Origin of the sequence: Candidatus Dedyshia acidiphila (assembly GCF_051025295.1) — a bacterium.
In the GTDB taxonomy this organism is placed as follows: Bacteria; Acidobacteriota; Terriglobia; order Terriglobales; family Acidobacteriaceae; genus KBS-83.
Genome location: NZ_JBMGJV010000007.1, coordinates 100,444 through 120,988 on the forward strand (window position 1 = coordinate 100,444; position 20,545 = coordinate 120,988).

Below are 20,545 nucleotides of genomic sequence, written 5' to 3' on the forward strand. Positions count from 1 at the left end.
CGCAGCAGCTCCGGTCGTAGGGTGCGCAGCGCCGGCAGCAATGTGAGCAGCAGGGAGATCACGAGCGTGGTGCCGGCAGCAAAGGCAAGCACCGGCGCATGCAACGCAGCGTGGCCGAGGCGTGGCAACTGCAGCACCCTCTGCTGGAGCAGGAGGTGCAGTGCGGCATAGGCCAGCGCAATGCCAAGCGCGGTGCCAGCCAGCGCGAGGACAGCGCTCTCGACAAGTAGCTGCTTCAGCAGTTGTCCGATGTTCGCACCGAGGGTGGCGCGCATTGCGAACTCGTGCCGGCGGCGCACGCTGCGCGCGAGCAGCAGGTTGGCAAGGTTCGCGCAGGCGATGAGCAGGAGCAGTCCGCATGCGGTCAGTGTGGCGAGCAGGGCCGGTCGCGTTTCTGCGCCGGTCAGCTTGTCGATCCAGGGGACGATGACGGGAGCCTGCGCGAGCGGCCCGTTGTAGTCGTTGGGAAAGTCGCGGCGCAGCGTCGCGTGGGCGCGGGCGAGGTCTGCATGCGCTGCTGCTATCGACACGTGCGATTTGAGTCGGCCGAATGCCCAGTAATCCATAGAGCCGCGCTTCTCCGGGTGCTGCCACGGATCGCAGCCGGTCGGCACGAAGATGTCGGGTCGGTTGACGCCGTGACCTTCGATGGTTTCTGCGATCGGCAGCACGCCCGTGATCAGAAAGCTGCGGCGATTGATCTCGAGTGTGCGCGCGCCCAGGGTGGCGCCGCCCCCGAGCTGCTGCCAGAAGGGCCCACTCACGATGGCCTGACCAGTGCAGTCGCGCTCGTTGCCGGTCTGCGGCAGGTCCTGACCGAGCGCGAAGCTTGCGCCGAGGGTTGAGAAGAAGTTCTGTGAGACCTCGAGCACCCTGCCGCTTTCGATCCCGCGCGAAGACCGGACGGTCGGGCTCCAGCCGCGGTACGTTGCGATGGCGGCGAAGCTGTGCGCGCGATGCTGCCAGTCCTGGACGGTCGGCATCGATACGATCTCGTCGGGGCCGGAGGCAATCGCGACCAGGCGGTCCGGGTGAGGGAACGGCAGCGGCTCCAGCACGACGGCGTCGAGCACGCTGAAGATAGCAGTCGTCGAGCCAATGCCCAGCGCAAGGATCGCGATCGCCACCACGGCGAAGCTGGGGCTGTGTCGCAACTGACGCAGTGCGTAGCGCAGCGACGAAAGCATCGTGAGCGTCCTCCGGCTGAAACTCTGTTCCCGAGAAGGACATGCAATTCAGCAGCCGCTCCTGCACTGGCGGGAGCGGCCGCTAAGTCGTGCATGTTCAGTGCGCACTTTCCATCGCGTCCGGAATGCGAGCAGCCGCAGTGTCCGGTCGCGCGGTGCACTGTTCACGGCCGGACAACCGGCTAGGCGCGGGAGGTGATGCCCAGCTTCTCCGCGATGACGTCGGTGTATTTGAGGCCGGCGCCGGTGTTGAACAGGACGCAGCGATCGGTCGGCTTCAGGAAGCCAGTGGCCAGCAGGTGATCGTAGGCGGCGGTGGCGGCTGCGCCTTCCGGCGAGAGCAGCAGCCCCTCGTTCTTTGACCAGTCGAGCAGCGAGGCGAAGATGGTCTCGTCGGGCAGGGCGAGGCATACGCCACCGCTGCTGCGGCAGATATCGAGGATGATGGTGTCGCCGTAGGGTTTGGGCACGCGCAGGCCGGAGGCGAAGGTGGCTGCGTTCTGCCACATTTCGGATGCGGGTTTGCCCTCATCGAAGGCGCGGGCCACCGGGGCGCAGCCGCTGGACTGAACGGCGATCATCTTCGGACGGCGGCCCGGCGCGACCCAGCCGAGCTGCTCCATCTCTTCGAATGCTTTCCACATACCGATCAGCCCCACGCCGCCACCCGTGGGATAGAAGACGACGTCGGGATACTCCCATCCGAGTTGTTCAACCAGCTCGTAGCCCATCGTCTTTTTGCCTTCGACGCGGAAGGGCTCCTTGAGTGTCGAGATATCGAACCAGCCCTCGGCCTGCTTGCGTTCGGCGACGATGCGGGCGCAGTCGGAGATGAGGCCGTCGACCAGTGTGACGTGAGCGCCGTAGGCGATGCCTTCCATGTAGTTCGCGATGGGGACATCGCGCGGCATGAAGATGTGTGCCTCAATCCCGGCAGCCGCGGCATAGGCGGCGAGCGCACCCGCAGCATTGCCCGCCGAGGGCACAGCGAGTTTGCGCAGGCCGTAATGCCGGGCCATAGTGACGGCGAGCGCAAGCCCGCGCGCCTTGAAGGTGCCGGTGGGGTTGTCGCCCTCTTCCTTCACGAATACATGGCGGTTACGTTTGCTCTGGAGCATCGGCGTCCAACCCTCGCCCAGGGTGACCGGCTCGACGGCCGGCAGCACATCGCGGTAGCGCCACATGCCGTCGGATGGTGCAGTGCCTGCCTCGGATGCGATGCGGTCACGCGCGGCTGTGCCCTTCGCGGCGCTCAGCTCGTAGCGGACGTAGAGAGCGCCCGCGCAGTGCGGGCAGAGCGTCTGGGGTGTGTCGGCGGCAATGTGCTGGTGGCAGCGGGAGCACTCGAGGGAAGCGATGGCAGGCATGCCTGTTCAGACTAACGCGCGCGGCTCAGGTTAGGATGTGGCTCGATGGCGACAGGCGCGAGACGAGCGATGGGCGCAACCGGGGCGGTGCTGTATGGCGCGGGTGCGGCGCTGAGCCTGCGCTTCGCCGTGTCCGGACTGGTGTTGCGGTTGCTGGGCTTCGTGCTGCTTGCGGCGTGGAGCGGGCGGTCGCTGACGCGCTGGATCTTTGTTGCGATGCTCGCCGGGATTGAACTCGGCGTGGATGCGCCGCATGCAGCGGTCGCCTCGCGTGTGTTCAGCGACATCTTCCTTCGCCTGATTCGCATGATCGTCGCGCCGCTGATCCTGGGCACGCTGGTGACGGGCATCGCGGGGCACGGAAGCCTGCGCCAAGTGGGGCGGATTGGCGTGAAGGCGCTGGTGTACTTCGAGGTCGTCACAACGTTGGCGCTCCTGATCGGCGTGGTGTCGATCAACGTGACGCATGCCGGCGTGGGGATCGCCTTCGCGCCTCAAGCGGCGGCCGTGCAGGCGCAGCCAACGCCTGCCAATGCGGCGGGTCACGGATGGCAGGGCTTCCTGCTAAACATATTTCCGGAGAACCTGGCGAAGTCGATCGCTGACGACCAGATCCTGCAGGTGGCGGTGTTCGCGGTGCTTTTGGGCGTGGCGCTGACCATGCTCTCGGAGGAGCGGCGTCGTCCACTGCTGGCCCTCGCTGAGTCGGTGACGCATGCGATGTTTGCCATCACCAACGTCGTGATGTATGTCGCGCCACTGGGCGTGGCGGCGGCGCTGGCGTACACGGTGGGGCTGCATGGATTGCGCGTGCTGCTGCCGCTGGGCAGCCTGCTGAGCACGCTCTATGGTGCGTTGGCGGGGTTTCTGCTGCTGGTGCTGCTGCCGGCGGCCCTGCTGTTTCGCGTGCCAGTGCGCGGCTTCATCGCGGCGGTAGCGGAGCCGGCGACGATCGGCTTCGCGACCAGTACGTCGGAAGCGGCGCTGCCACGCGCGATGGAGGAGATGGAGCAGTTCGGCGTGCCGCGGCGCATCGTGTCGTTCGTCATTCCGGCGGGCTACAGCTTCAATCTGGCGGGGTCGTCTGTCTATCTCGCGCTGGCGTCGATCTTCGTCGCGCAGGCGGCAGGGCAGCGGCTGAGCTGGGGCGCGCAACTGGCCATGGTCTTCACCCTGATGCTGACGAGCAAAGGCGTGGCGGGCGTGCCGCGCGCGACGCTGGTCGTGCTGCTGGCCACCGCGTCCACCTTTCACCTGCCGCAGGAGCCCATCTTTCTCATCCTCGGCGTCGATGCCTTTGCGGATATGGGACGGACGGCGATCAATGTGATCGGCAACTGCCTGGCATCGGCGATCGTGGCGCGCAGCGAGGGTGAGTTCGGCGCGGCGGCTGCGCTCGCGGAGCCGATCTTGACGGAATAGCCGCCCTGCGATGAGAGTGGCGGAACGAATCAACACAACAGAAAGACGTAAGGAGTGTGCCGATGCCCCGCATCGCCCGATGGATTTCTCTTGCTCCGCTGGCTGCCGCAACACTGCTGCTTGCGCAAGCGCCGAAGGATTCGCTGAAGCCGTTCGTCAAGGAAGACGCGCCGGTCCTGGTGCTGAACCATGTGCGGGTGATCGACGGCACGGGTGCAGAGCCGCGGGAGGATCAGCGCATTGACATCGAGCATGGCCGCGTCACGCGCGTGCAGAGCGCGAAGCTGCGCAATGCGTATCCGCCGGATGCGAAGATCCTCGATCTGACCGGACGCACGGTGATCCCTGGCCTGGTCGGCATGCACGAGCACCTGTTCTATCCCACACCGGAATCTGGCCCCGGTGACCAGAACATGTACGGCGAGATGGCCGACTCGGCGCCGCGGCTGTATCTCGCGGGCGGTGTGACGACGGCGCGCACGACAGGTTCGGTCGAGCCGTACACCGATCTTGCGCTGAAGGCCGCGATCGATGCCGGGCAGACACCGGGGCCGAAGCTGCTGATCACGGGGCCCTATCTCGAGGGCACGCCGTCGCTGGGCCCGCAATTGCATTCGCTAAACGGGCCTGAGGATGCTGCACGCACCGTGGACTACTGGGCGGCCGAGGGCGTGACGAACTACAAGGCGTACATGCACATCACTCCCGAGGAGTTGAAGGCGGCGATCGATCGCGCACATGCCAAGGGACTGAAGATCACCGGTCATCTCTGCTCGATCGGCTTCACCAAGGCGGCGGAGCTTGGCATCGACGATCTGGAGCACGGGCTGGTGGTGGACACAGAGTTTGCGCCGGGCAAGCAGGAGGGCGTGTGCCCGGGGCAGAACGGGCCGATGAAGGCGATGGCGCAGAGCCTAAACGTGGATGGGCCGGAGGTGCAGGCCATGATTCGCACGCTGGTCGAGCATCATGTCGCAGTCACGTCGACGCTGGCGATCTTTGAGAGCTTCGTGCCGAACCGGCCCCCACTTGCCAAGCAGGAGTCGGTACGCAAAGCGCTGAACGTCGCCGCCTGGGCAGACTTTGCGACCACGCGTGCAGCGATTGCGGAGCGCGGCGATGCATCGAACTGGCCTACGCTGCTGAAGAAGGAGATGCAGTTCGAGCGCGCATTTGTGAAGGCGGGTGGACTGCTGCTCGCGGGCTGTGACCCGACCGGGTACGGAGGCATCCTGCCAGGCTTCGGCGATCAGCGCGGGATGGAACTGCTGGTCGAGGCGGGCTTCTCGCCCGTGGAGGCGATTCATATCGCGACGCAGAATGGCGCGACCTATCTCGGTCAGCAGGACGCGATCGGTGCTGTTGTGGCGGACCATGCAGCCGACCTGGTGGTGATCAACGGCAATCCCGCAGCTAAGGTCGATGATATCGAGGCGGTGGAGACGGTATTCAAAGACGGGATCGGCTACGACCCGGAGAAGCTGCGCGCCTCGGTCGCGGGGAAGATGGGAATCCGCTAGACGCTACTCTCTGGATAGTTAGTTCCTGATTTTGCTTGCTCCCGTGTGCGGCGTTGCCCCTATACTGGCGCGCCGGCACTATCTTCTGCCGGGCAACATCGGGCCCGGGAGCGCGACCGTGCCATTCGTAAATGGGCCACCTGTCCAGGCCCCTCCGGACACCGCGGACGTTCCCTCAATCCTCTGAGGAGAACTGATCATGGCTACTGCAGCGCCTGAGACTCCACCCCAATCCCGCACCCTCGATCCCGATAAATTGAACGCGTTCCTTGGCCGCGCCGTTGGAGATATGGGCGCTGCCATGCATATGGGCGTGGTGCTGGTCGGCGACAAACTGGGCCTTTACCGCGCGATGCGCGATGGCGTCCCTATGAGCTCAGAGGAGTTAAGCCGGCGTACAGGGGTGCGTGAGCGCTACGTCCGCGAGTGGCTGAACGCAAATGCCGCCAGCCATTACGTGGATTATGATTCCGCTACTGACACGTATTCGTTGTCTCCGGAGCAGGCCTTTGCACTGGCGCAGGATGACACCGCGCTTGATCTGCCGGGTTTCAGTTACATGCTTGCGGCGTGCATGCGCGACGTAGACAAGCTGACGGAGGCCTATCGTGAAGGTCGCGGCTTCGGCTGGCACGAGCATGACAAGGACCTGTTCGTGGGCTGTGAGCGCTTCTTCCGCCCGACTTATCTCACGCACCTCGTCTCCGAGTGGATTCCCGCGCTGACTGGCGTTGAGGCCAAGCTGAAAGCTGGCGGCAAGGTGGCGGATGTTGGCTGCGGGCACGGTGCGTCGACGCTGCTGATGGCGAAGGCCTTCCCGGAGTCGAGCTTCGTCGGCTTTGATTACCACGATGGATCCGTCGCCCATGCGCGTGAGGAGGCGAAGGCTCGCGGGCTCGCCTCGCGAGCGACGTTCAGCGTGTCCTCTGCGGCCCAGATTCCGGGCACAGGGTATGACCTCATCACCTGCTTCGACTGCCTGCACGACATGGGTGATCCGGTCGGAGCGGCCCGGCATATGCGCGAGATGCTGAGCCCCGATGGCGTGTGGATGATCGTGGAACCGCGTGCGGAGGACGACACGGCGGCGAACCACAATCCGGTCGGGCGCATCTACTACTCGGCATCGATGCTGCTGTGTGTGCCTGCGTCGTTGTCGCAGGATGTTGCGCTGGGGCTGGGCGCCCAGGCCGGGGAGAAACGACTGCGCGCGGTGCTTGCCGAGGCTGGGTTTACGCGCGTTCGGCGCGTGGCAGAGACGCCCTTCAACATGGTGCTCGAAGCGCGTATCTGAGCCGATTGCATTTAGAAGACGCGGCTGTAGCTGAGGATCACGGTGTAATCAGCGAAGGCCGCGTCACCATGTGTGTGGCTCGCGAGGTCGGTGACAGAGGCGCGCCGGTTGCGCTCCAGCGCGTACGGGCCGTTGAGCGAGAACATGTCACGGCCGTGCTCATACATCAATCCTGGATCGATCGAGATGATGTAACCCGGGCGCCGGAAACCATCGCTCTTGCCGAAGGCGTCGCGCACCGGGATGCCTTCCATGCGGCCACCCAAGCTCGCCAGCAGTCCGCGAACCTTTGGAACCCGATGGCCGAACCCACCGCGGAACAGGTACTGGTCGGGCACCGACATCACCTGCTCGCCCCGCTTGCTGCGGAATGTGGCGACGCCATTCGTATCGCGCGGGTTGAAGAGCCAAAAGCCCTGGAAGTAAGCGGTGGTGTTGAAGAGCGTCTGCTTGTAGGCCTGAGTCGAGAGTGTGAAGCCCCAGGATCCATCGCCCGGCTGCATCGACTGATCGCCGACGGCCTCGACCGACTTGCCATTGGCGAGCGTGCCGGTGTACTTGCCGTCGTTGATGCCTGTGGGTATCTTGAGCGCGGCGCCGAGGGCAATGTTGCCGCCATTTTCCGCGGGCGGACGGATCACCCATCCCTGCACACCGACCAGCATGTCGCCGATGCCGCCGATGTCGTAGATCGCCTTCGGCGGATACTTCTGATCGCGCGTGCCGGCGATGAACGGCACGTTCGCGTTCACGCTCCAGCGCGGGGATAACTCATAACTCAGGCCGACGTTGTAGAGATTCTGATGATTCTCAATTTCGGTGCCGAGGGCTTCGCGTTGCTTCTGCTCGACCGTGCCGATGAAGTGGCGATGGGAGCTGAAGGAGCGCCAGTCGACCTCGAGCGTGAGCGGGTGACGGAAGAACCCCTTCACTGGCGCGCCGCCACTGCACAGGCCGCCGAGCATGGGCTGGTTGGTGTGGACAGCGAGGCAGCCCTGGCCGAAGGCGGGGACGGCAGCAGCGAGAAGCGTAGCGAGGAGTGCGATTGTTTTCTTCATGGCGGAACGTGTGCCATGATGCATTCGCGCCGAGCTATCTCACTATCGGCCAAAGGTTGGAAATGCAAGCCCAACGAGCGGCTGGTCTACTCGCTGCGATCTTCTTCCTGCAGCCCTTGCTTCACGCCGGGTCGCGATCGTCCGCGGCCGCCGAGAGCAAGACGCAGTTACAGGCGCTCGACGGAACGCCACATTCGATTGCCGAGCTGCGAGGGCATCCAGCGGTCGTGAACTTCTGGGCGACGTGGTGCGGGCCTTGCAAAGAAGAGATGCCGCTGCTGCAGAAGCTGGCTGATGCGTATGCAGCGCAGGGCGTGTCGTTCGTCGCTGTGTCCATCGATGAGCCAGCGGCGCGCTCGAAGATACCCGCGGTGATCGAACGTCGCGGATTGAAGATCCCGGTGTGGACTGGCGCGTCGTACAAGTCGCTGCACGAGTTGCAACTGGGCGACGTGGTGCCGGCCACAGTGGTGCTCGACGACAAGGGCGAGGTGATTGGCCGCATTGAGGGCGAGGCACGCGAACGCGATCTGCGGTCGCGCCTGGACTGGCTGCTGGGCGGCCGGCAAGGGAAAGCACCCAAGCCCGTTCAGCACAACGAGTGGTAGACGAGGCCGACTCGATTGTCACTCGTCCCGCTAACTCGCGCTAGCGAGGCGCAGGTCTGCGTACTTGCGATTCAGTTCGAGACAGAGCGCCTCCACGACTAACTCGTGATCCTCGCGCTGGGGCAGACCGGAGACGGTCACGCTGCCGATAACACCGGTGCCTGCCAGCGTGATGGGAAACGCGCCGCCGTGGCTGGCGTAGTCCGTCGTCGGCAGTCCGTACTTGTCTTCGAGCGTGGTCCTGCGCGACTTGAGGTGCAGGCCGACTTGGTAGCTGCTGCGATGCAGGCGCGCGACCACGTTAGCCTTGCGACGCGCCCACTCGGAGTTGTCGGGACTAGTGCCGGTCATCGCCGCGTAGAACAGCGGCGCACCTGCCTGATTGCCGAGGTGCGGCGTGAAGCGGCGGATATCGATCACGATGGAGAGCATCCGCTCCGCGGCCAGCGAGCGCAGCGTGGAGCCGACCTCCCAGGCATCCTCTTCGCTGAATGCATTCCACTGCAGCTCACGCTCCTGGCGCGCGATCTGTGCCAGGTCCTCGTCGAGCGAAGGTTCGGCCATGATGCTCCCTCCGTTGTGCCCGGACAGGCTACCGCAACCGAGGTGCCGCGTGCGGGCTACTGCAGCAGGATGCCGACGATCGAGGCGGACATGAGGTTCGCCATGGTGCCAGCCAGCATCGCACGGGCGCCGAGCTGTGCCAGCTCCTTGCGCCTCTCCGGGATCAGTGCCCCGATGCCGCCGATCTGGATTCCGATGGAACTGATGTTGGCAAACCCGCACAGCGCGAAGGTCGCGATGGTGAATGAGCGCGGGTCGAGCGAACTCTTGAGAGCGCCTAGGTTTGAAAAGGCGATCAGTTCGTTCACGACCATGCGCGTGCCGAGCAGGTTGCCGACCACCGGTGCTGCGTGCCAGGGGATACCGATGAGCCACGCAACGGGAGCGAAGACCCATCCAAGGATCTGGTCGAGCGACGACGGGAACGGGATGTGGCGCAGCCCGAGCCAGTCGTGCAGACCGCCCATGATGCCGTTCGCGAGCGCCACCAGCGCGATGAACGAAATCAGCATGATACCGACGTTGAACGCGAGGCGTCCGCCGTCGATGGTGCCGCGCGCGATTGCGCCGATCAGGTTTTCATCCTTGTGCTCTTCGCTTTTCGGCAGGTAAACGCGGCCCAGCGTGTCTGGTACCTGCGTCTCCGGTACCAGCATCTTCGCGACAAGAATCGTGCCTGGCGCGGTCATGATCACGGCCGCCAGCAGGTGTTTCGCCTCGATGCCGCGCAGGATGTACGCGGCCATGATGCCACCCGAGACATGCGCCATGCCGCTGGTCATCACGGTCATCAGCTCGGAGCGCGTGAGCCCGGGAAGGAAGGGCCGGATAGAGAGCGGGGCTTCCGTCTGGCCCATGAAGATGGATGCGGCGACGTTGAGCGACTCCGCGCCGGAGATGCGCATGGTGCGCTGCATGCCCCATGCGAAGGCGCGAATGACGAGCTGCATGATGCCAAGGTGATAGAGCACGGCGAAGAGCGCCGAGATGAAAATGATGGTGGGCAGCACCTGGAACGCGATGATGGACCCGAAGGACGACTGCTGCTTTCCGAACTCGCCGAACAGGAACGAGGAGCCGGCGAAGGCATACGCGAGCAGGTGGTTGACTACGTCTCCGGCTCGCGCCATCGCAGTGCGGCCGAAGCTCCAGCGCAGCACCATGAAGGCGAAGACGATCTGGAGGCCCAGTCCCCAGGCAATGGTGCGGGCGCGAATGGCGCGGCGATCGGTCGAGAAGATCCACGCCAGAAGGAGCATGGTGACAAGACCGAGGACTCCGGTGAATCGTGCCAATCGATCGATCCTGTCTCAAAGAGGAAGAGGAATCAGAGCAGCGGTGCCGAGCCCAGAGTATCGCGGGTGAGCACCTCATGCACCAGCGGCGTTGGCCGCGGCGGTGCGTCGGCGATGTCGATCGCATTCAGAAAGAGCGACTGCGGTTCGGTAAAGCGCGCCGGATCGTCGGTGAACATCGTGCACAGCAGGTCCCCGGTGCGGACCTCCGAGCCAGGCTTCGCGTGAAACTCGATGCCGGCCTGGGGCGAGACAGGATCGCCGGCGCGCTCACGTCCGGCGCCGAGCCGTTGCACGGCCCAGCCGATCGCTGCCGTATCCATAGCGAAGACAAAGCCGGAGCGGGTGGCGCGCAGCTCGCGGCGATGCGCAGGCGCCTGCTTCAACGCGGCGAGTTCACCGCCCTGTAGCGCGATCATCTGCTCGAACTGGTGCAGCGCGGAACCATCGGCAAGGTGGCGCTCTGCCTGGGCGCGGCCTGCTTCGGCACTATCGGTGACGCCGCCGAGGGTCAGCATCCATCCAGCGAGGGTGAGCGAAAGCTCGCGCAGATCGTTGCTGAGCGGGTGGCGCTCGCCGCCAAGGAGCGACAGGGACTCGAGCACTTCGACCCCGTTGCCTGCAAATCGCCCCAGTGGCTGCGACATATCGCTCAGCAGTGCTGCCGTTCGCGTGCCCGCACGCTCACCGGTCTCGACCATGAGGCGCGCCAGAAAACGCGCCACGGCGAGTGATTTGAGCATCGCGCCGGAGCCGGTCTTTACGTCCAGCACGAGCGCGTCGAGGCCTGCCGCGAGCTTCTTGCTCATGATGGAGGCGCAGATAAGGTAGGGGCTCTCGACCGCGCCGATGTGGTCGCGCAAGGTGTAGAGGCGCCGGTCGGCGGGCACCAGCTCCGTCGATTGGCCGACGATGGTGAAGCCCGCGGCATCGATCACGCGGCGCATCTCGTCTGCGGAGAGCGTGGTGCGGTAGCCGGGGATGGCTTCGAGTTTATCGAGCGTGCCGCCGGTATGGCCCAGCGCACGCCCGCTGATCATGGGCACGCGCAGTCCCGCTGCTGCTGCGATGGGCGCCACGAGAAACGAAGTCTTGTCGCCGACGCCGCCCGTCGAGTGCTTGTCGACCGTCGTCTTCGCAGGGCCGCCGCTCGCCGGTGTGCGCAGGTCGAGCTGCTGGCCGGAGCCGCGCATCGACTCCGTAAGCGCGTGCACCTCCTCTGGCTCCATGCCGCGCAGGAAGGTAGCCATAAGGAAGGCGCTGAGTTGCGCGTCGTCGATAGTGCCATCGGCTGCGCCGCGGACGATGTGCGCGACCTGAGCCGGCGTCAGCGCGAGGCCGTCGCGTTTGCGGGCGACGATGTCGACCGTGTGCAGATCAGCCATGCACGAGGCCAAAGGTCAGAGGAAGCAGTTCTGCGAGTGTGCGCTGCTGCACCTCGTCCTGCAAGGGAAAGAAGACGGGCGCGTCGTCGGCCATGAACTCGGCAAGTACCTGCCGGCAGCCGCCACACGGAGGGCTTGCGGCAGCATTCTGGTTTGCGACGGCCACCGCGGCGATGCGAATAGCGGGACCTTGCTCGGCAATGGCGCGAACGACGGCAGACCGCTCGGCGCAGATGGTTAGTCCATAGGAGGCGTTCTCGACATTCGCCCCGGTCACGATCGTGCCGTTCTCCAGCAGCAACGCAGCGCCGACGCGGAAGCGCGAATACGGCGCATAGGCTTGGAGCGCGGCTGTCTCCGCGGCCTCCAGCAGTCGCTCTCTTGCTGCCTGCGAAATGGTAGCTGCGCTGCTCTGCATCACGTCCGAGGCTACTGGGAAGGCTTTACGCTTGCAACCGCCGGAGTGCATGGGTGCTTGCGTTGCCATCAACAGCCAACGCCGACACCTTCGGGGCCGGTCCGCGCACGGACCGCTTTCCTGAGACCATAAAGAGTTGCATCCCTGCTAGCGCAGACGGCAATCCCGGCAGCCGCTTTCCCCGTCTGACGAACGAACGCCGATGGCACGAGCGAAGACAACCCGCAGCAGTCCGGACCCAGCCGAGGACGCGCTCGCGCTGTTTCATCCCGTCACGGCAGAGTGGTTCCGCGCTGTGTTCGAGCGGCCTACGTCGCCGCAGGTGCTGGGCTGGCCGGCGATCGCGCGCGGCGACCACACGCTGATCCTCGCGCCCACGGGCACCGGCAAAACGCTGACCGCCTTTCTGTGGTGTCTCAACCGACTGATGCTCGCGCCCCCACCAGCGGGCACGGTGGACACCTGCCGCGTGCTCTACATCAGTCCGCTGAAGGCGCTTGCAGTGGACGTGGAGCGCAACCTGCGCTCGCCTCTGGCGGGTATCGCCAGCATGGCGCAACGCTGCGGTGTCTCCGTGCATGAGCCGGAAATTGCGGTGCGCACCGGCGACACATCGCAGAAGGATCGCGCACTCTTCCGCCGCCGTCCCGCGGAGATCCTGATCACCACGCCGGAGTCGCTCTACCTGCTGCTCACGTCCGACGCGGCCGCGGGCCTGCGCAGCGTCGAGACCGTCATCATCGACGAGATCCACGCGCTGGTGCCGACCAAGCGCGGCGCGCATCTGGCGCTCTCGCTCGAGCGGCTGGCCGCGATCACGGATCGGCCATTCCAGCGTATCGGTCTATCGGCAACGCAGCGCCCGCTTGAGGAGGTCGCGCACTTTCTCGCCGGGGTCGATGCTGCGGTCGAGAGTTCGATCCCGCCCGAGCCGGTTGAGCAAGCCGGGAACGAATTAGCGGAAGAGATGGAGGCCGGCTACACGCAAGACGAAACCGCAGAGGCGATTGCTGCGCGTGAAGAGCAGGTCGTGCGCTTCCGCCCGGTCACGATCGTGAATGCGAGTGAGCCGAAGAAGCTGGAGCTGCGCATCGAGGTCCCGGTCGAGGACATGGCGAAGCTCGGCCAGCCCATCGAGCTGCCAAGTGGCGCGGCATCGCAGGGGCCGAAGCGCGCTTCGATCTGGAGCGCAATTCATCCTCGGCTGCTGGAGATTGTGCGCGAGCGTACCTCGACGCTGATCTTTGTGAACAACCGCCGCACGGCGGAGCGATTGGCTGGCGCCATTAACGAGCTTGCGAATGAGCCGGTGGCGCGCGCGCATCACGGCTCGCTCGCCGCGTCGCAGCGATCGGAGATCGAAGAGCTGTTGAAAGCGGGCAAGATCAAAGCGCTGGTGTGCACGTCGTCGCTCGAACTGGGCATCGACATGGGCGCGGTCGATCTCGTCATCCAAATCGAAGCGCCGCCATCCGTGGCGAGCGGCATGCAGCGCATCGGCCGTGCGGGGCATCGTGTGGGCGCGGCCAGCGACGGCATCATCTTCCCGAAGTACCGCGCCGACCTGGTGGCGTGCGCGGCGGTGACGCGCGCGATGCACGAAGGACTGGTGGAATCGACACGCTACCTCCGCAACCCGCTCGATGTGCTGGCGCAGCAGATGGTCGCGACGGTGGCGCAACCGCCGCGCGTGGTGATCACGCCACGAAAGCGCAAAGAGGCTCCACCGCCTGCGGAGATCCCGGTGGAGGACTTGTTCCGCATTGTGCGCGGGGCCGCGCCCTTTGCCGAGCTGAGTCGCGGCGCCTTTGAGGGTGTGCTCGATCTACTGGCGGGTCGTTATCCGTCTGACGAGTTCAGCGAATTGCGGCCGAGGCTCACGTGGGACCGCACGACAAGCGTGCTCACTCCGCGCGATGGCTCGAAGATGCTGGCGATCCTGAACGGCGGCACGATTCCCGATCGCGGTCTCTATGGCGTCTTTCTGTCGGGAACAGAGGGGCGGCCGGTGCGCGTTGGCGAACTCGACGAGGAGATGATCTTCGAGAGCCGCACGGGCGACACCTTCATCCTGGGCGCGACGACCTGGCGCATCGATGAGATCACGCACGATCGCGTGCTTGTATCGCCCGCCCCGGGCGAGCCGGGAAAGATGCCGTTCTGGCATGGCGACATAGCAGGGCGACCGCTTGAGTTTGGCCGGCGCATCGGTGCACTGGTCCGCGAACTGCGGGAGATGCCGCGCAATGCCGCGCTGGCGCGGCTGACGCGCGAGCACGATCTGGACCCGCAGGCGGCGGAGAACCTGCTGCGCTTCCTTGCAGATCAGGAGCTCGCAACGACGGCGGTGCCGGACGATCGCACCATCGTGATCGAGCGCGTGCGCGACGAACTCGGTGACTGGCGTGTGTGCGTGCTGACACCCTTCGGCAGCCGGGTGCATGCGCCGTGGGCCATGGCCATCAGCGCGCGGCTGCGCGCCGCGGGTGGCCCCGACGTCGAGGTGATGTGGGCCGACGATGGCTTCGTGTTGCGCTTTCCGGAGTCGGACGCGCCACCCGATGCGGACACCATCCTGCTCGATCCGAGTGAGGCGAGCGACCTGGTGCTGCGACAGCTTGGGTCCACCGCGCTGTTTGCAGCGAAGTTCCGTGAGAGCGCCGCGCGCGCACTGCTGCTGCCGCGCCGCCGCGCCACTGGCCGCGCCCCGCTGTGGGCGCAGCGCAAGCGCGCGTATGACCTGTTGAGTGTGGCCGCACGTTATCCCGCGTTTCCTATGCTGCTTGAGGCATATCGCGAATGCGTGCGCGATGTGTTCGACATGCCGGCATTCCTCGAGGTGTTGCGCTCGGTCATCGCACGCACCACGCGCGTGCACGTCGCCGATTCGAAGACGCCGTCGCCGTTTGCCGCGTCGCTGCTGTTCAGCTACGTGGCCAACTATATCTACGAAGGCGATGCACCCCTGGCGGAGCGCCGGGCGCAGGCGCTCTCGATTGACCAGGAGCAGTTGCGCGAGCTGCTGGGCGATGCCGATCTCCGCGAGCTGCTCGATGTGGATGCAATCGCCGAGGTCGAGGATCAGTTGCAGGCGCTGCTCGAGAATCAGAAGGCGCGTGGGGCAGACGGCATCCACGACCTGCTGCTACGGCTCGGCGATCTGAATCGTGCAGAGCTGCTGCGACGGTTGGCCGCGCCGGATGTAGCAATCCACACCGAGCGCCTGCTGCGAGCAAACCGGCTGCTTGAGATCCGCATGGCCGGGGAGAAGCGGCTGATCGCAGTCGAGGACGCGGCGCGGTATCGCGATGCGCTCGGCATCCCGCTGCCGCCGGGGCTGCCGAAGGCGCTGCTCGCGCCGGTGGCGCAGCCGCTGCTGGAACTGGTGCGCCGCTACGCGCGCTCGCATGGGCCGTTCACGCAAGCAGAGGTGGCGAAGCGCTTCGAGCTCTCAGCAGAGCAGGTGGATGCGCCGCTGCGGCGACTGCTGCTCGACGGGCGCATCGTGGAGGGTGGGTTCCGTCCCGGCGGCATTCATCGCGAGTGGTGCGATGTTGAAGTGCTGCGGCTGATCCGGCGCAAGTCACTCGCGAAGTTACGAAAAGAGGTTGAGCCGGTTGAGCAGCAGATGCTCGCGCGCCTGGGCACGCACTGGCAAGGTGTGCTGCAGCGACGCCGCGGGCTCGATTCGCTGCTCGATACCATCGAAAACCTTCAGGGTGCGCCGCTACCGGCATCACTGATCGAGACCAGCATCTTGCCGGCGCGGCTCTCCAACTACGCGCCCGGGCAACTCGACACGTTGATCGCAGCGGGCGAAGTGATCTGGATCGGACTGGATCCGCTGGGCGAGCACGATGGACGCATTGCACTGTACCTCTCGGACCGACTGCGCGACCTGCTGCCACCGCAACGACAGAACGCGTTGGCGGCGGTCGATCTGAGTCCGCGCGAGCAGCAGGTGCTGGAGCAGCTCGAACGCGGCGGTGCGAGCTTCTTTGCGCAACTGCACGATGCGCTTGGTGGCGGTTATCCCGGCGAAACGCTCGATGCGCTGTGGACGCTGGTCTGGCGTGGGCTGGTGACGAACGACACGTTCCACGCCCTGCGTGCGTACACGACACGGCCAGCAGGCGGTCGACATGCAAAGCGTTCGCACACCAGCGGCGCGCAGGTGGCCGCCTTCCGTTCACGCCGCACCACGCCACCCAGCGCGCAGGGGCGATGGACACTGGTGCCGCAGGCTGCCGCTGCCGATCCCGCGGCGGCGACGCAGTGGAGCCATGCGTTAGCGAATCAACTGCTCGCACGTTATGGCGTGCTGACCCGCGAAAGTGTCGCGCTCGAAAATCTGCCGGGCGGCTTCAGCGCAGTCTATGACGTGTTGAAAGCGATGGAGGAAAGCGGGCGCATTCGGCGTGGCTATTTTGTCGCCGGGCTCGGAGCGACACAGTTTGCGCTGCCTGCGGCGGTGGATCTGCTGCGCTCGCTTCGCCAACAGGCCACGCCGGAGAAGCCGGAAATGGTCTTGCTGGCGGCGACCGATCCTGCGAATCCCTACGGCGGAACACTGCGCTGGCCGCAGCCGGACTCGACCGGAGATACGGTCCCAGAGGATCAGCCGCGCAGCCTGACCCGCAGTGTTGGCGCGAGCGTCGTTCTGCGCAATGGCGAGCTGGTGGCGTACCTGCGGCGCAGTAATCCAAACCTTCAGGTCTTTCTGCCAGCGGAGGAGCCGGAGCGCTCGCATGCCGCGCGCGATCTGTCACAGTTCCTGGTGCATATGACGCAGGAAGAGATGCGCCAGCGCGAGGCGGAGCGAGGTGCTGGGCTGCTGATCGCGGAGGTGAATGGGCAACCTGTCGGCACTCATTTTCTCGCGCGCTTCCTGCAGGATGCAGGCTTCCAGGTTGCCCCGACCGGGTTCAACGTGCGGCGCACCTTGATGCCCGCATGGGCACAGCCCGCCGCCGCATCCAACCCGACGGAGGTGCAATAAGTGCCCGAGGGAGATACGATCTTTCGCTCTGCCCGAGCCCTTGGCCGAGCACTCGAGGGCAAGCCCATCGTGCGCTTTGAGACGGCGCTGGCGCCGCTGGCCTCTGTGAACGACGACACACCGGTCGCGGGGCGCACGGTCGAGTCCGTCGAGTCGCGCGGCAAATGGCTGCTGATTCGCTTCTCGGGAGATCTGATCCTTGTGACTCACATGCTGATGTCAGGCTCGTGGCACATCTACCGAGTCGGTGAGCGCTGGCGGCGGCCCCGGCGCGATATGCGCGTCGCCGTCGCAACCGAAGATTTCGAAGCGGTCGCCTTCAACGTGCCGGTTGCGAAGTTCTTCACGGAGCGCACGCTCGCGCGCAACTCGGCGATCCCCGGGCTCGGTCCAGATCCGCTGGCTACGGGCTTCGATCGCAACGAGGCGGAGACGCGCATCCGCGCCCATGCTGACGAAGAGATCGCGAACGTGCTGCTCAACCAGAGGGTGATGGCGGGGCTCGGCAACGTTTACAAGAGCGAGGTGCTGTTCGCGTGCGGCGTGCACCCTTATCGCCTGGTCAGGACCTTGACGAATGCCGAGATCGATTGCCTGATCGAGCGCTCGCAGCGCTTTCTCGCGGCCAACGTGAAGGACGGCGTGCGCGAAGGCATCGTGACCTACACGGGCGCGCGCCGCACCACGCATGCGTCCGACCCAGGAGAGCGGCTGTGGGTCTACGGGCGGCAAGGCAAGGAGTGCCGCCGTTGCGGAGCAGCAGTCCGCATGCGCAAGCAGGGCCCGGCAGCACGCTCGACATACTGGTGTCCAAGCTGTCAGCCGGAATCCGCAGGGATGGAGCCGGTCGAGGGCTGGTCGAATCCGATCCGCCGCACGCGCGTCGGCTGCAGCTAGGAGAGCGGTTGGACGAGCGCGGGAGTGCTCATGGCCAGGCCATGCATCCGCAGCGCTTCCTTCAGGTCATGATCGGTCGGGTCGATTGCGGACGAGGTCGTCTCGCGCAGTGGAAAGGGCTCGAACAGCGCCCAGTTCTCGAGCGAGTGTCCGTAACGCGAGCGATAGACAATGCCCTCGAAGCCTTCGCGAAAGGCGATCAGCGAGGCCTGCTGAGTCAGCGCTCGTGGCCGTGCACTCTGCAGCGTGGATGCGTCGATGTCATCAAGACCGAGCGAGAGAGCATGGCTGGCGAGCTCGCGGCGAAGATATGCGATCCATTCACCGGCGTAGATGTCTGCATAGCGACCCTCGATGCTCGCCGTGCCCATGGTTCGCTGCGTGGCCCAGTCGAGTGGAACAGAGCCGGGCGGCACGAAATCGTCCGCGCCTTCGATCTCGGCCAGTTCGGCGAGCAGCGTGAGGTCAGGCCGAAAGCGCGCCAGGGTCTCGAGAAAACAGCTCAGCCGCTGTGACGAAGCGTAGAGCACACGGTAGTAGGCCTGCGGGTCGTCGAAGCGATTGCCGAAGGTACCGTCGGAGTGGGCGTGCGCCCAGTCGGGCGGGCTCCACGCATTAGGGCGCCGGCCTAGGCGATACACCGGACCTGCGGGCACACGGGATTCAAGGGTGAAGCTGGCACTCGAGGGCATGCGTCAGGCAGGGCTCGGACTAGCCGCCCGCGAGAAACGCCCGCGCGGCGCGGAGAACTTCGGGGGCGACGGTGTGGAGGTCGCCTTCGCGCATCAGGCGCAGGGGAACCCGGTCGCCGAGCTCGGGATTCACGCCGGTTATCCAGGCCTGCACCACGGCAGGCGAGTCCTGCTCACCCAGCGTGCGTGCGACTTGGAAGGCGAAGCGTAGCCGCTGCTCCGCATCGCCGTAGAGTTCACCGCCAGCGATCCACCGATCCACCGCGCGCACATCCTTCACCTTACCGATGTAGGCGGTCAGCTTGCGCCCGAGGATCGCGACGAGTTGCTCCACGATGGCGGAGGCAGGCAGGCGGAGCGATTCACGATGGGCCGCCAGGTCCGGGCGGGGCAGGGTCATCACAGCCATGGGAGGCGCCTCTCCGGGCTAGTATCGCATGAATCCGGCTGAATACGCGCTACTTTCACGGGCAAATACCGTATCTACTCAAATCTACTGCGGCGGCGGGGGCGGTTGCTGCTGGTCGTCCTTCTTACCGCCGCCGAAGATGCGGCTGAAGAAGCCGCGCTTCTTCTGCTTGGGCTGGTCGGCTGGTGGTGTGTTCTGCGCATTTTGCGCGCCGCCGTTGGGGACGGGCTGGCCCGGAGGCAGCACCGCCGGCTGGGATGCCTGAGGGAGCTGCTGTTGAGGGTGATCGCCACCTAACCCGAAGAGCTTCTGGAAGAAGTTGCGATTGTCGTCGTTCGGGTGCGAGCAGGTGTGGGTTGGCGCGGTGCCCTCGAGGAAGGCAGCGTAGTAGTCTTCCGGACACGTCGGGTCGGCGAGGAGATTGGTCGCCTTGTCGAGCTTCACCAGGTTGACGCCCTGCGGGATGGGGAAGTCGCGTGTGTCCGAGTATTGCGGCAGCGCGATTGCCCGCTTCATGAAGGCAGCCCAGATGGGGGCAGCCGCGTGTGTGCCCTGCATCTTGATATCGGAGTAGTCGTCGTTGCCTACCCAGATGATGCAGATCAGGTTCGAGGTGTAGCCGGCGAACCAGGCATCGTGCGACGTGCCGGTTTTACCTGCCGCCGGGGCTTGGAAGCCGGCGCTTCGCACGGTCGCCGCCGTGCCGGCGTTCATCACGTTTTGCAGCATGTTCGTCGTCAGGTAAGCCACACGCGGGTCGAGGATGGGCTTCTCGTCCGGTTGGTGGTCACTGATCGGGTCGCCGTTCGAGGCGCGCACCGAGGCGATCTCCCATGGAACGATCCTGGTGCCACTGTTGGCGAACGTGGTGTAGGCGCCGGCCATGTCGATCGGCGTGGCGTCATAGGACCCCAGCGCGACCGCGGGGGTGCCTTGCGCTGAGTGAATGCCTGCATCGCGCGCCAGCGCGGCCACATTGGCGTAGCCGACCATCTGCGCCAACTCGACCGTGGCGTTATTCAGCGACGCCTGCAGCGCATAACGCGCGGTGACCAGGCCGCCGGCATGTCCGAAGTTGCCGGGCGAGTAGCCCCCTTCGAACGTGGTCAGGTCATTGTTCAGCATGGTGATTTCGGTGAACACGCCATGCTGCAGCCCAGGGTCCGGAGCTGGTGGGGTGGCGTTTGCATTCTGCGCTTCGCCGCGCGCGCCCTGATCGGCAGCGACGGTCTGCACGGTGGGAGCGGTTAACTGCGTGCCTGCAAGAGACGTGTTGAAGCCGGCCGCATAGACGAATGGCTTGAAGATTGACCCAGTGGGCCGATGGGCGACGGCATGGTTAAGCTGCGAGATGCCGTAGTTGCGGCCCCCGACCAGTGCAAGAATTTGTCCGGTGTGTGGATTCAGTGCCACTAGCGCGACCTGGGGGG

The 20,545-nt window shown here is 65.4% G+C and carries 15 protein-coding genes and 1 pseudogene; 6 read left to right on the plus strand and 10 right to left on the minus strand.

What is annotated here, in order from left to right; translation table 11 throughout:
• Positions 1-23 precede the first annotated feature (23 nt).
• Both AC5IJH_RS04970 and AC5IJH_RS04975 read right to left on the minus strand, forming a co-directional pair.
• Positions 24-1,187, minus strand: a pseudogene (locus AC5IJH_RS04970) (ABC transporter permease); the annotation flags it as partial.
• A 182-nt stretch (positions 1,188-1,369) separates the two neighbouring features.
• Positions 1,370-2,554, minus strand: a complete 1,185-nt coding sequence (locus tag AC5IJH_RS04975) for a threonine synthase (RefSeq protein WP_491901699.1) — start codon at positions 2,552-2,554, stop codon at positions 1,370-1,372.
• Positions 2,555-2,599: 45 nt separating this feature from the next.
• Between AC5IJH_RS04975 and AC5IJH_RS04980 the strand changes: the two genes are divergently transcribed.
• The 3 genes from AC5IJH_RS04980 to AC5IJH_RS04990 all read left to right on the plus strand — a co-directional run bounded on the left by AC5IJH_RS04980 (position 2,600) and on the right by AC5IJH_RS04990 (position 6,790).
• Positions 2,600-3,976, plus strand: coding sequence for a dicarboxylate/amino acid:cation symporter (locus AC5IJH_RS04980; protein WP_491901700.1), 1,377 nt, complete (start codon positions 2,600-2,602; stop codon positions 3,974-3,976).
• Between the two features lie 62 nt (positions 3,977-4,038).
• Complete coding sequence (locus AC5IJH_RS04985; RefSeq protein ID WP_491901701.1) at positions 4,039-5,496, plus strand: amidohydrolase family protein; 1,458 nt, start codon at positions 4,039-4,041, stop codon at positions 5,494-5,496.
• Between the two features lie 199 nt (positions 5,497-5,695).
• Positions 5,696-6,790, plus strand: a complete 1,095-nt coding sequence (locus AC5IJH_RS04990; RefSeq protein WP_491901702.1) for a class I SAM-dependent methyltransferase — start codon at positions 5,696-5,698, stop codon at positions 6,788-6,790.
• An 11-nt stretch (positions 6,791-6,801) separates the two neighbouring features.
• Here the strand turns inward: AC5IJH_RS04990 and AC5IJH_RS04995 are convergent, their stop codons facing one another.
• Positions 6,802-7,848 carry a hypothetical protein gene (locus AC5IJH_RS04995; RefSeq protein WP_491901703.1) on the minus strand — a complete coding sequence of 349 codons (1,047 nt, stop codon included), beginning with the start codon at positions 7,846-7,848 and terminating at the stop codon, positions 6,802-6,804.
• Between the two features lie 62 nt (positions 7,849-7,910).
• Here AC5IJH_RS04995 and AC5IJH_RS05000 point away from each other — a divergent pair, with 62 nt between their 5' ends.
• Positions 7,911-8,456 (plus strand): TlpA family protein disulfide reductase, encoded by a 546-nt coding sequence (locus tag AC5IJH_RS05000; RefSeq protein ID WP_491901704.1) that lies wholly within the window; start codon positions 7,911-7,913, stop codon positions 8,454-8,456.
• Positions 8,457-8,486: 30 nt separating this feature from the next.
• On the opposite strand, the gene AC5IJH_RS05005 is transcribed toward AC5IJH_RS05000, so the two are convergent.
• The 4 genes from AC5IJH_RS05005 to cdd are packed head-to-tail and all read right to left on the minus strand — an operon-like array spanning position 8,487 to position 12,118.
• Positions 8,487-9,020: a heme-degrading domain-containing protein gene (locus tag AC5IJH_RS05005; protein ID WP_491901705.1), complete on the minus strand. Its 534-nt coding sequence runs from the start codon at positions 9,018-9,020 to the stop codon at positions 8,487-8,489.
• A gap of 56 nt (positions 9,021-9,076) precedes the next feature.
• Positions 9,077-10,315, minus strand: a complete 1,239-nt coding sequence (locus AC5IJH_RS05010; protein ID WP_491901706.1) for a NupC/NupG family nucleoside CNT transporter — start codon at positions 10,313-10,315, stop codon at positions 9,077-9,079.
• Positions 10,316-10,347: 32 nt separating this feature from the next.
• Positions 10,348-11,700, minus strand: a complete 1,353-nt coding sequence (locus tag AC5IJH_RS05015) for a thymidine phosphorylase (RefSeq protein ID WP_491901707.1) — start codon at positions 11,698-11,700, stop codon at positions 10,348-10,350.
• Positions 11,693-12,118 carry a cytidine deaminase gene (gene cdd / locus AC5IJH_RS05020; protein ID WP_491901708.1) on the minus strand — a complete coding sequence of 142 codons (426 nt, stop codon included), beginning with the start codon at positions 12,116-12,118 and terminating at the stop codon, positions 11,693-11,695. The genes AC5IJH_RS05015 and cdd overlap by 8 nt, the downstream gene beginning before the upstream one ends.
• 202 nt (positions 12,119-12,320) lie before the next feature.
• On the opposite strand from cdd, the gene AC5IJH_RS05025 reads away from it, so the two are divergent.
• Complete coding sequence (locus AC5IJH_RS05025) at positions 12,321-17,117, plus strand: DNA glycosylase AlkZ-like family protein (RefSeq protein ID WP_491901709.1); 4,797 nt, start codon at positions 12,321-12,323, stop codon at positions 17,115-17,117.
• Complete coding sequence (locus tag AC5IJH_RS05030) at positions 17,118-18,014, plus strand: Fpg/Nei family DNA glycosylase (RefSeq protein WP_491901710.1); 897 nt, start codon at positions 17,118-17,120, stop codon at positions 18,012-18,014.
• Here AC5IJH_RS05030 and AC5IJH_RS05035 read toward each other — a convergent pair.
• The 3 genes from AC5IJH_RS05035 to AC5IJH_RS05045 form a co-directional block, all read right to left on the minus strand.
• Positions 18,011-18,670 (minus strand): RES family NAD+ phosphorylase, encoded by a 660-nt coding sequence (locus tag AC5IJH_RS05035; RefSeq protein ID WP_491901711.1) that lies wholly within the window; start codon positions 18,668-18,670, stop codon positions 18,011-18,013. The genes AC5IJH_RS05030 and AC5IJH_RS05035 overlap by 4 nt on opposite strands.
• Positions 18,671-18,725: 55 nt before the next feature.
• Positions 18,726-19,106 (minus strand): DUF2384 domain-containing protein, encoded by a 381-nt coding sequence (locus tag AC5IJH_RS05040; protein ID WP_491901712.1) that lies wholly within the window; start codon positions 19,104-19,106, stop codon positions 18,726-18,728.
• Positions 19,107-19,199: 93 nt separating this feature from the next.
• Positions 19,200-20,545, minus strand: a 1,346-nt coding sequence (locus tag AC5IJH_RS05045; RefSeq protein WP_491901713.1) for a transglycosylase domain-containing protein, incomplete at its 5' end; no start/stop codon positions are given.

Coding starts and splice junctions, on each gene's coding strand:
- AC5IJH_RS04975 (WP_491901699.1), bottom strand. CDS start 2,554: ATGCCTGCCATCGCTTCCCTCGAGTGCTCCCGCTGCCACCAGCACATT.
- AC5IJH_RS04980 (WP_491901700.1), top strand. CDS start 2,600: ATGGCGACAGGCGCGAGACGAGCGATGGGCGCAACCGGGGCGGTGCTG.
- AC5IJH_RS04985 (WP_491901701.1), top strand. CDS start 4,039: ATGCCCCGCATCGCCCGATGGATTTCTCTTGCTCCGCTGGCTGCCGCA.
- AC5IJH_RS04990 (WP_491901702.1), top strand. CDS start 5,696: ATGGCTACTGCAGCGCCTGAGACTCCACCCCAATCCCGCACCCTCGAT.
- AC5IJH_RS04995 (WP_491901703.1), bottom strand. CDS start 7,848: ATGAAGAAAACAATCGCACTCCTCGCTACGCTTCTCGCTGCTGCCGTC.
- AC5IJH_RS05000 (WP_491901704.1), top strand. CDS start 7,911: ATGCAAGCCCAACGAGCGGCTGGTCTACTCGCTGCGATCTTCTTCCTG.
- AC5IJH_RS05005 (WP_491901705.1), bottom strand. CDS start 9,020: ATGGCCGAACCTTCGCTCGACGAGGACCTGGCACAGATCGCGCGCCAG.
- AC5IJH_RS05015 (WP_491901707.1), bottom strand. CDS start 11,700: ATGGCTGATCTGCACACGGTCGACATCGTCGCCCGCAAACGCGACGGC.
- cdd (WP_491901708.1), bottom strand. CDS start 12,118: ATGCAGAGCAGCGCAGCTACCATTTCGCAGGCAGCAAGAGAGCGACTG.
- AC5IJH_RS05025 (WP_491901709.1), top strand. CDS start 12,321: ATGGCACGAGCGAAGACAACCCGCAGCAGTCCGGACCCAGCCGAGGAC.
- AC5IJH_RS05040 (WP_491901712.1), bottom strand. CDS start 19,106: ATGACCCTGCCCCGCCCGGACCTGGCGGCCCATCGTGAATCGCTCCGC.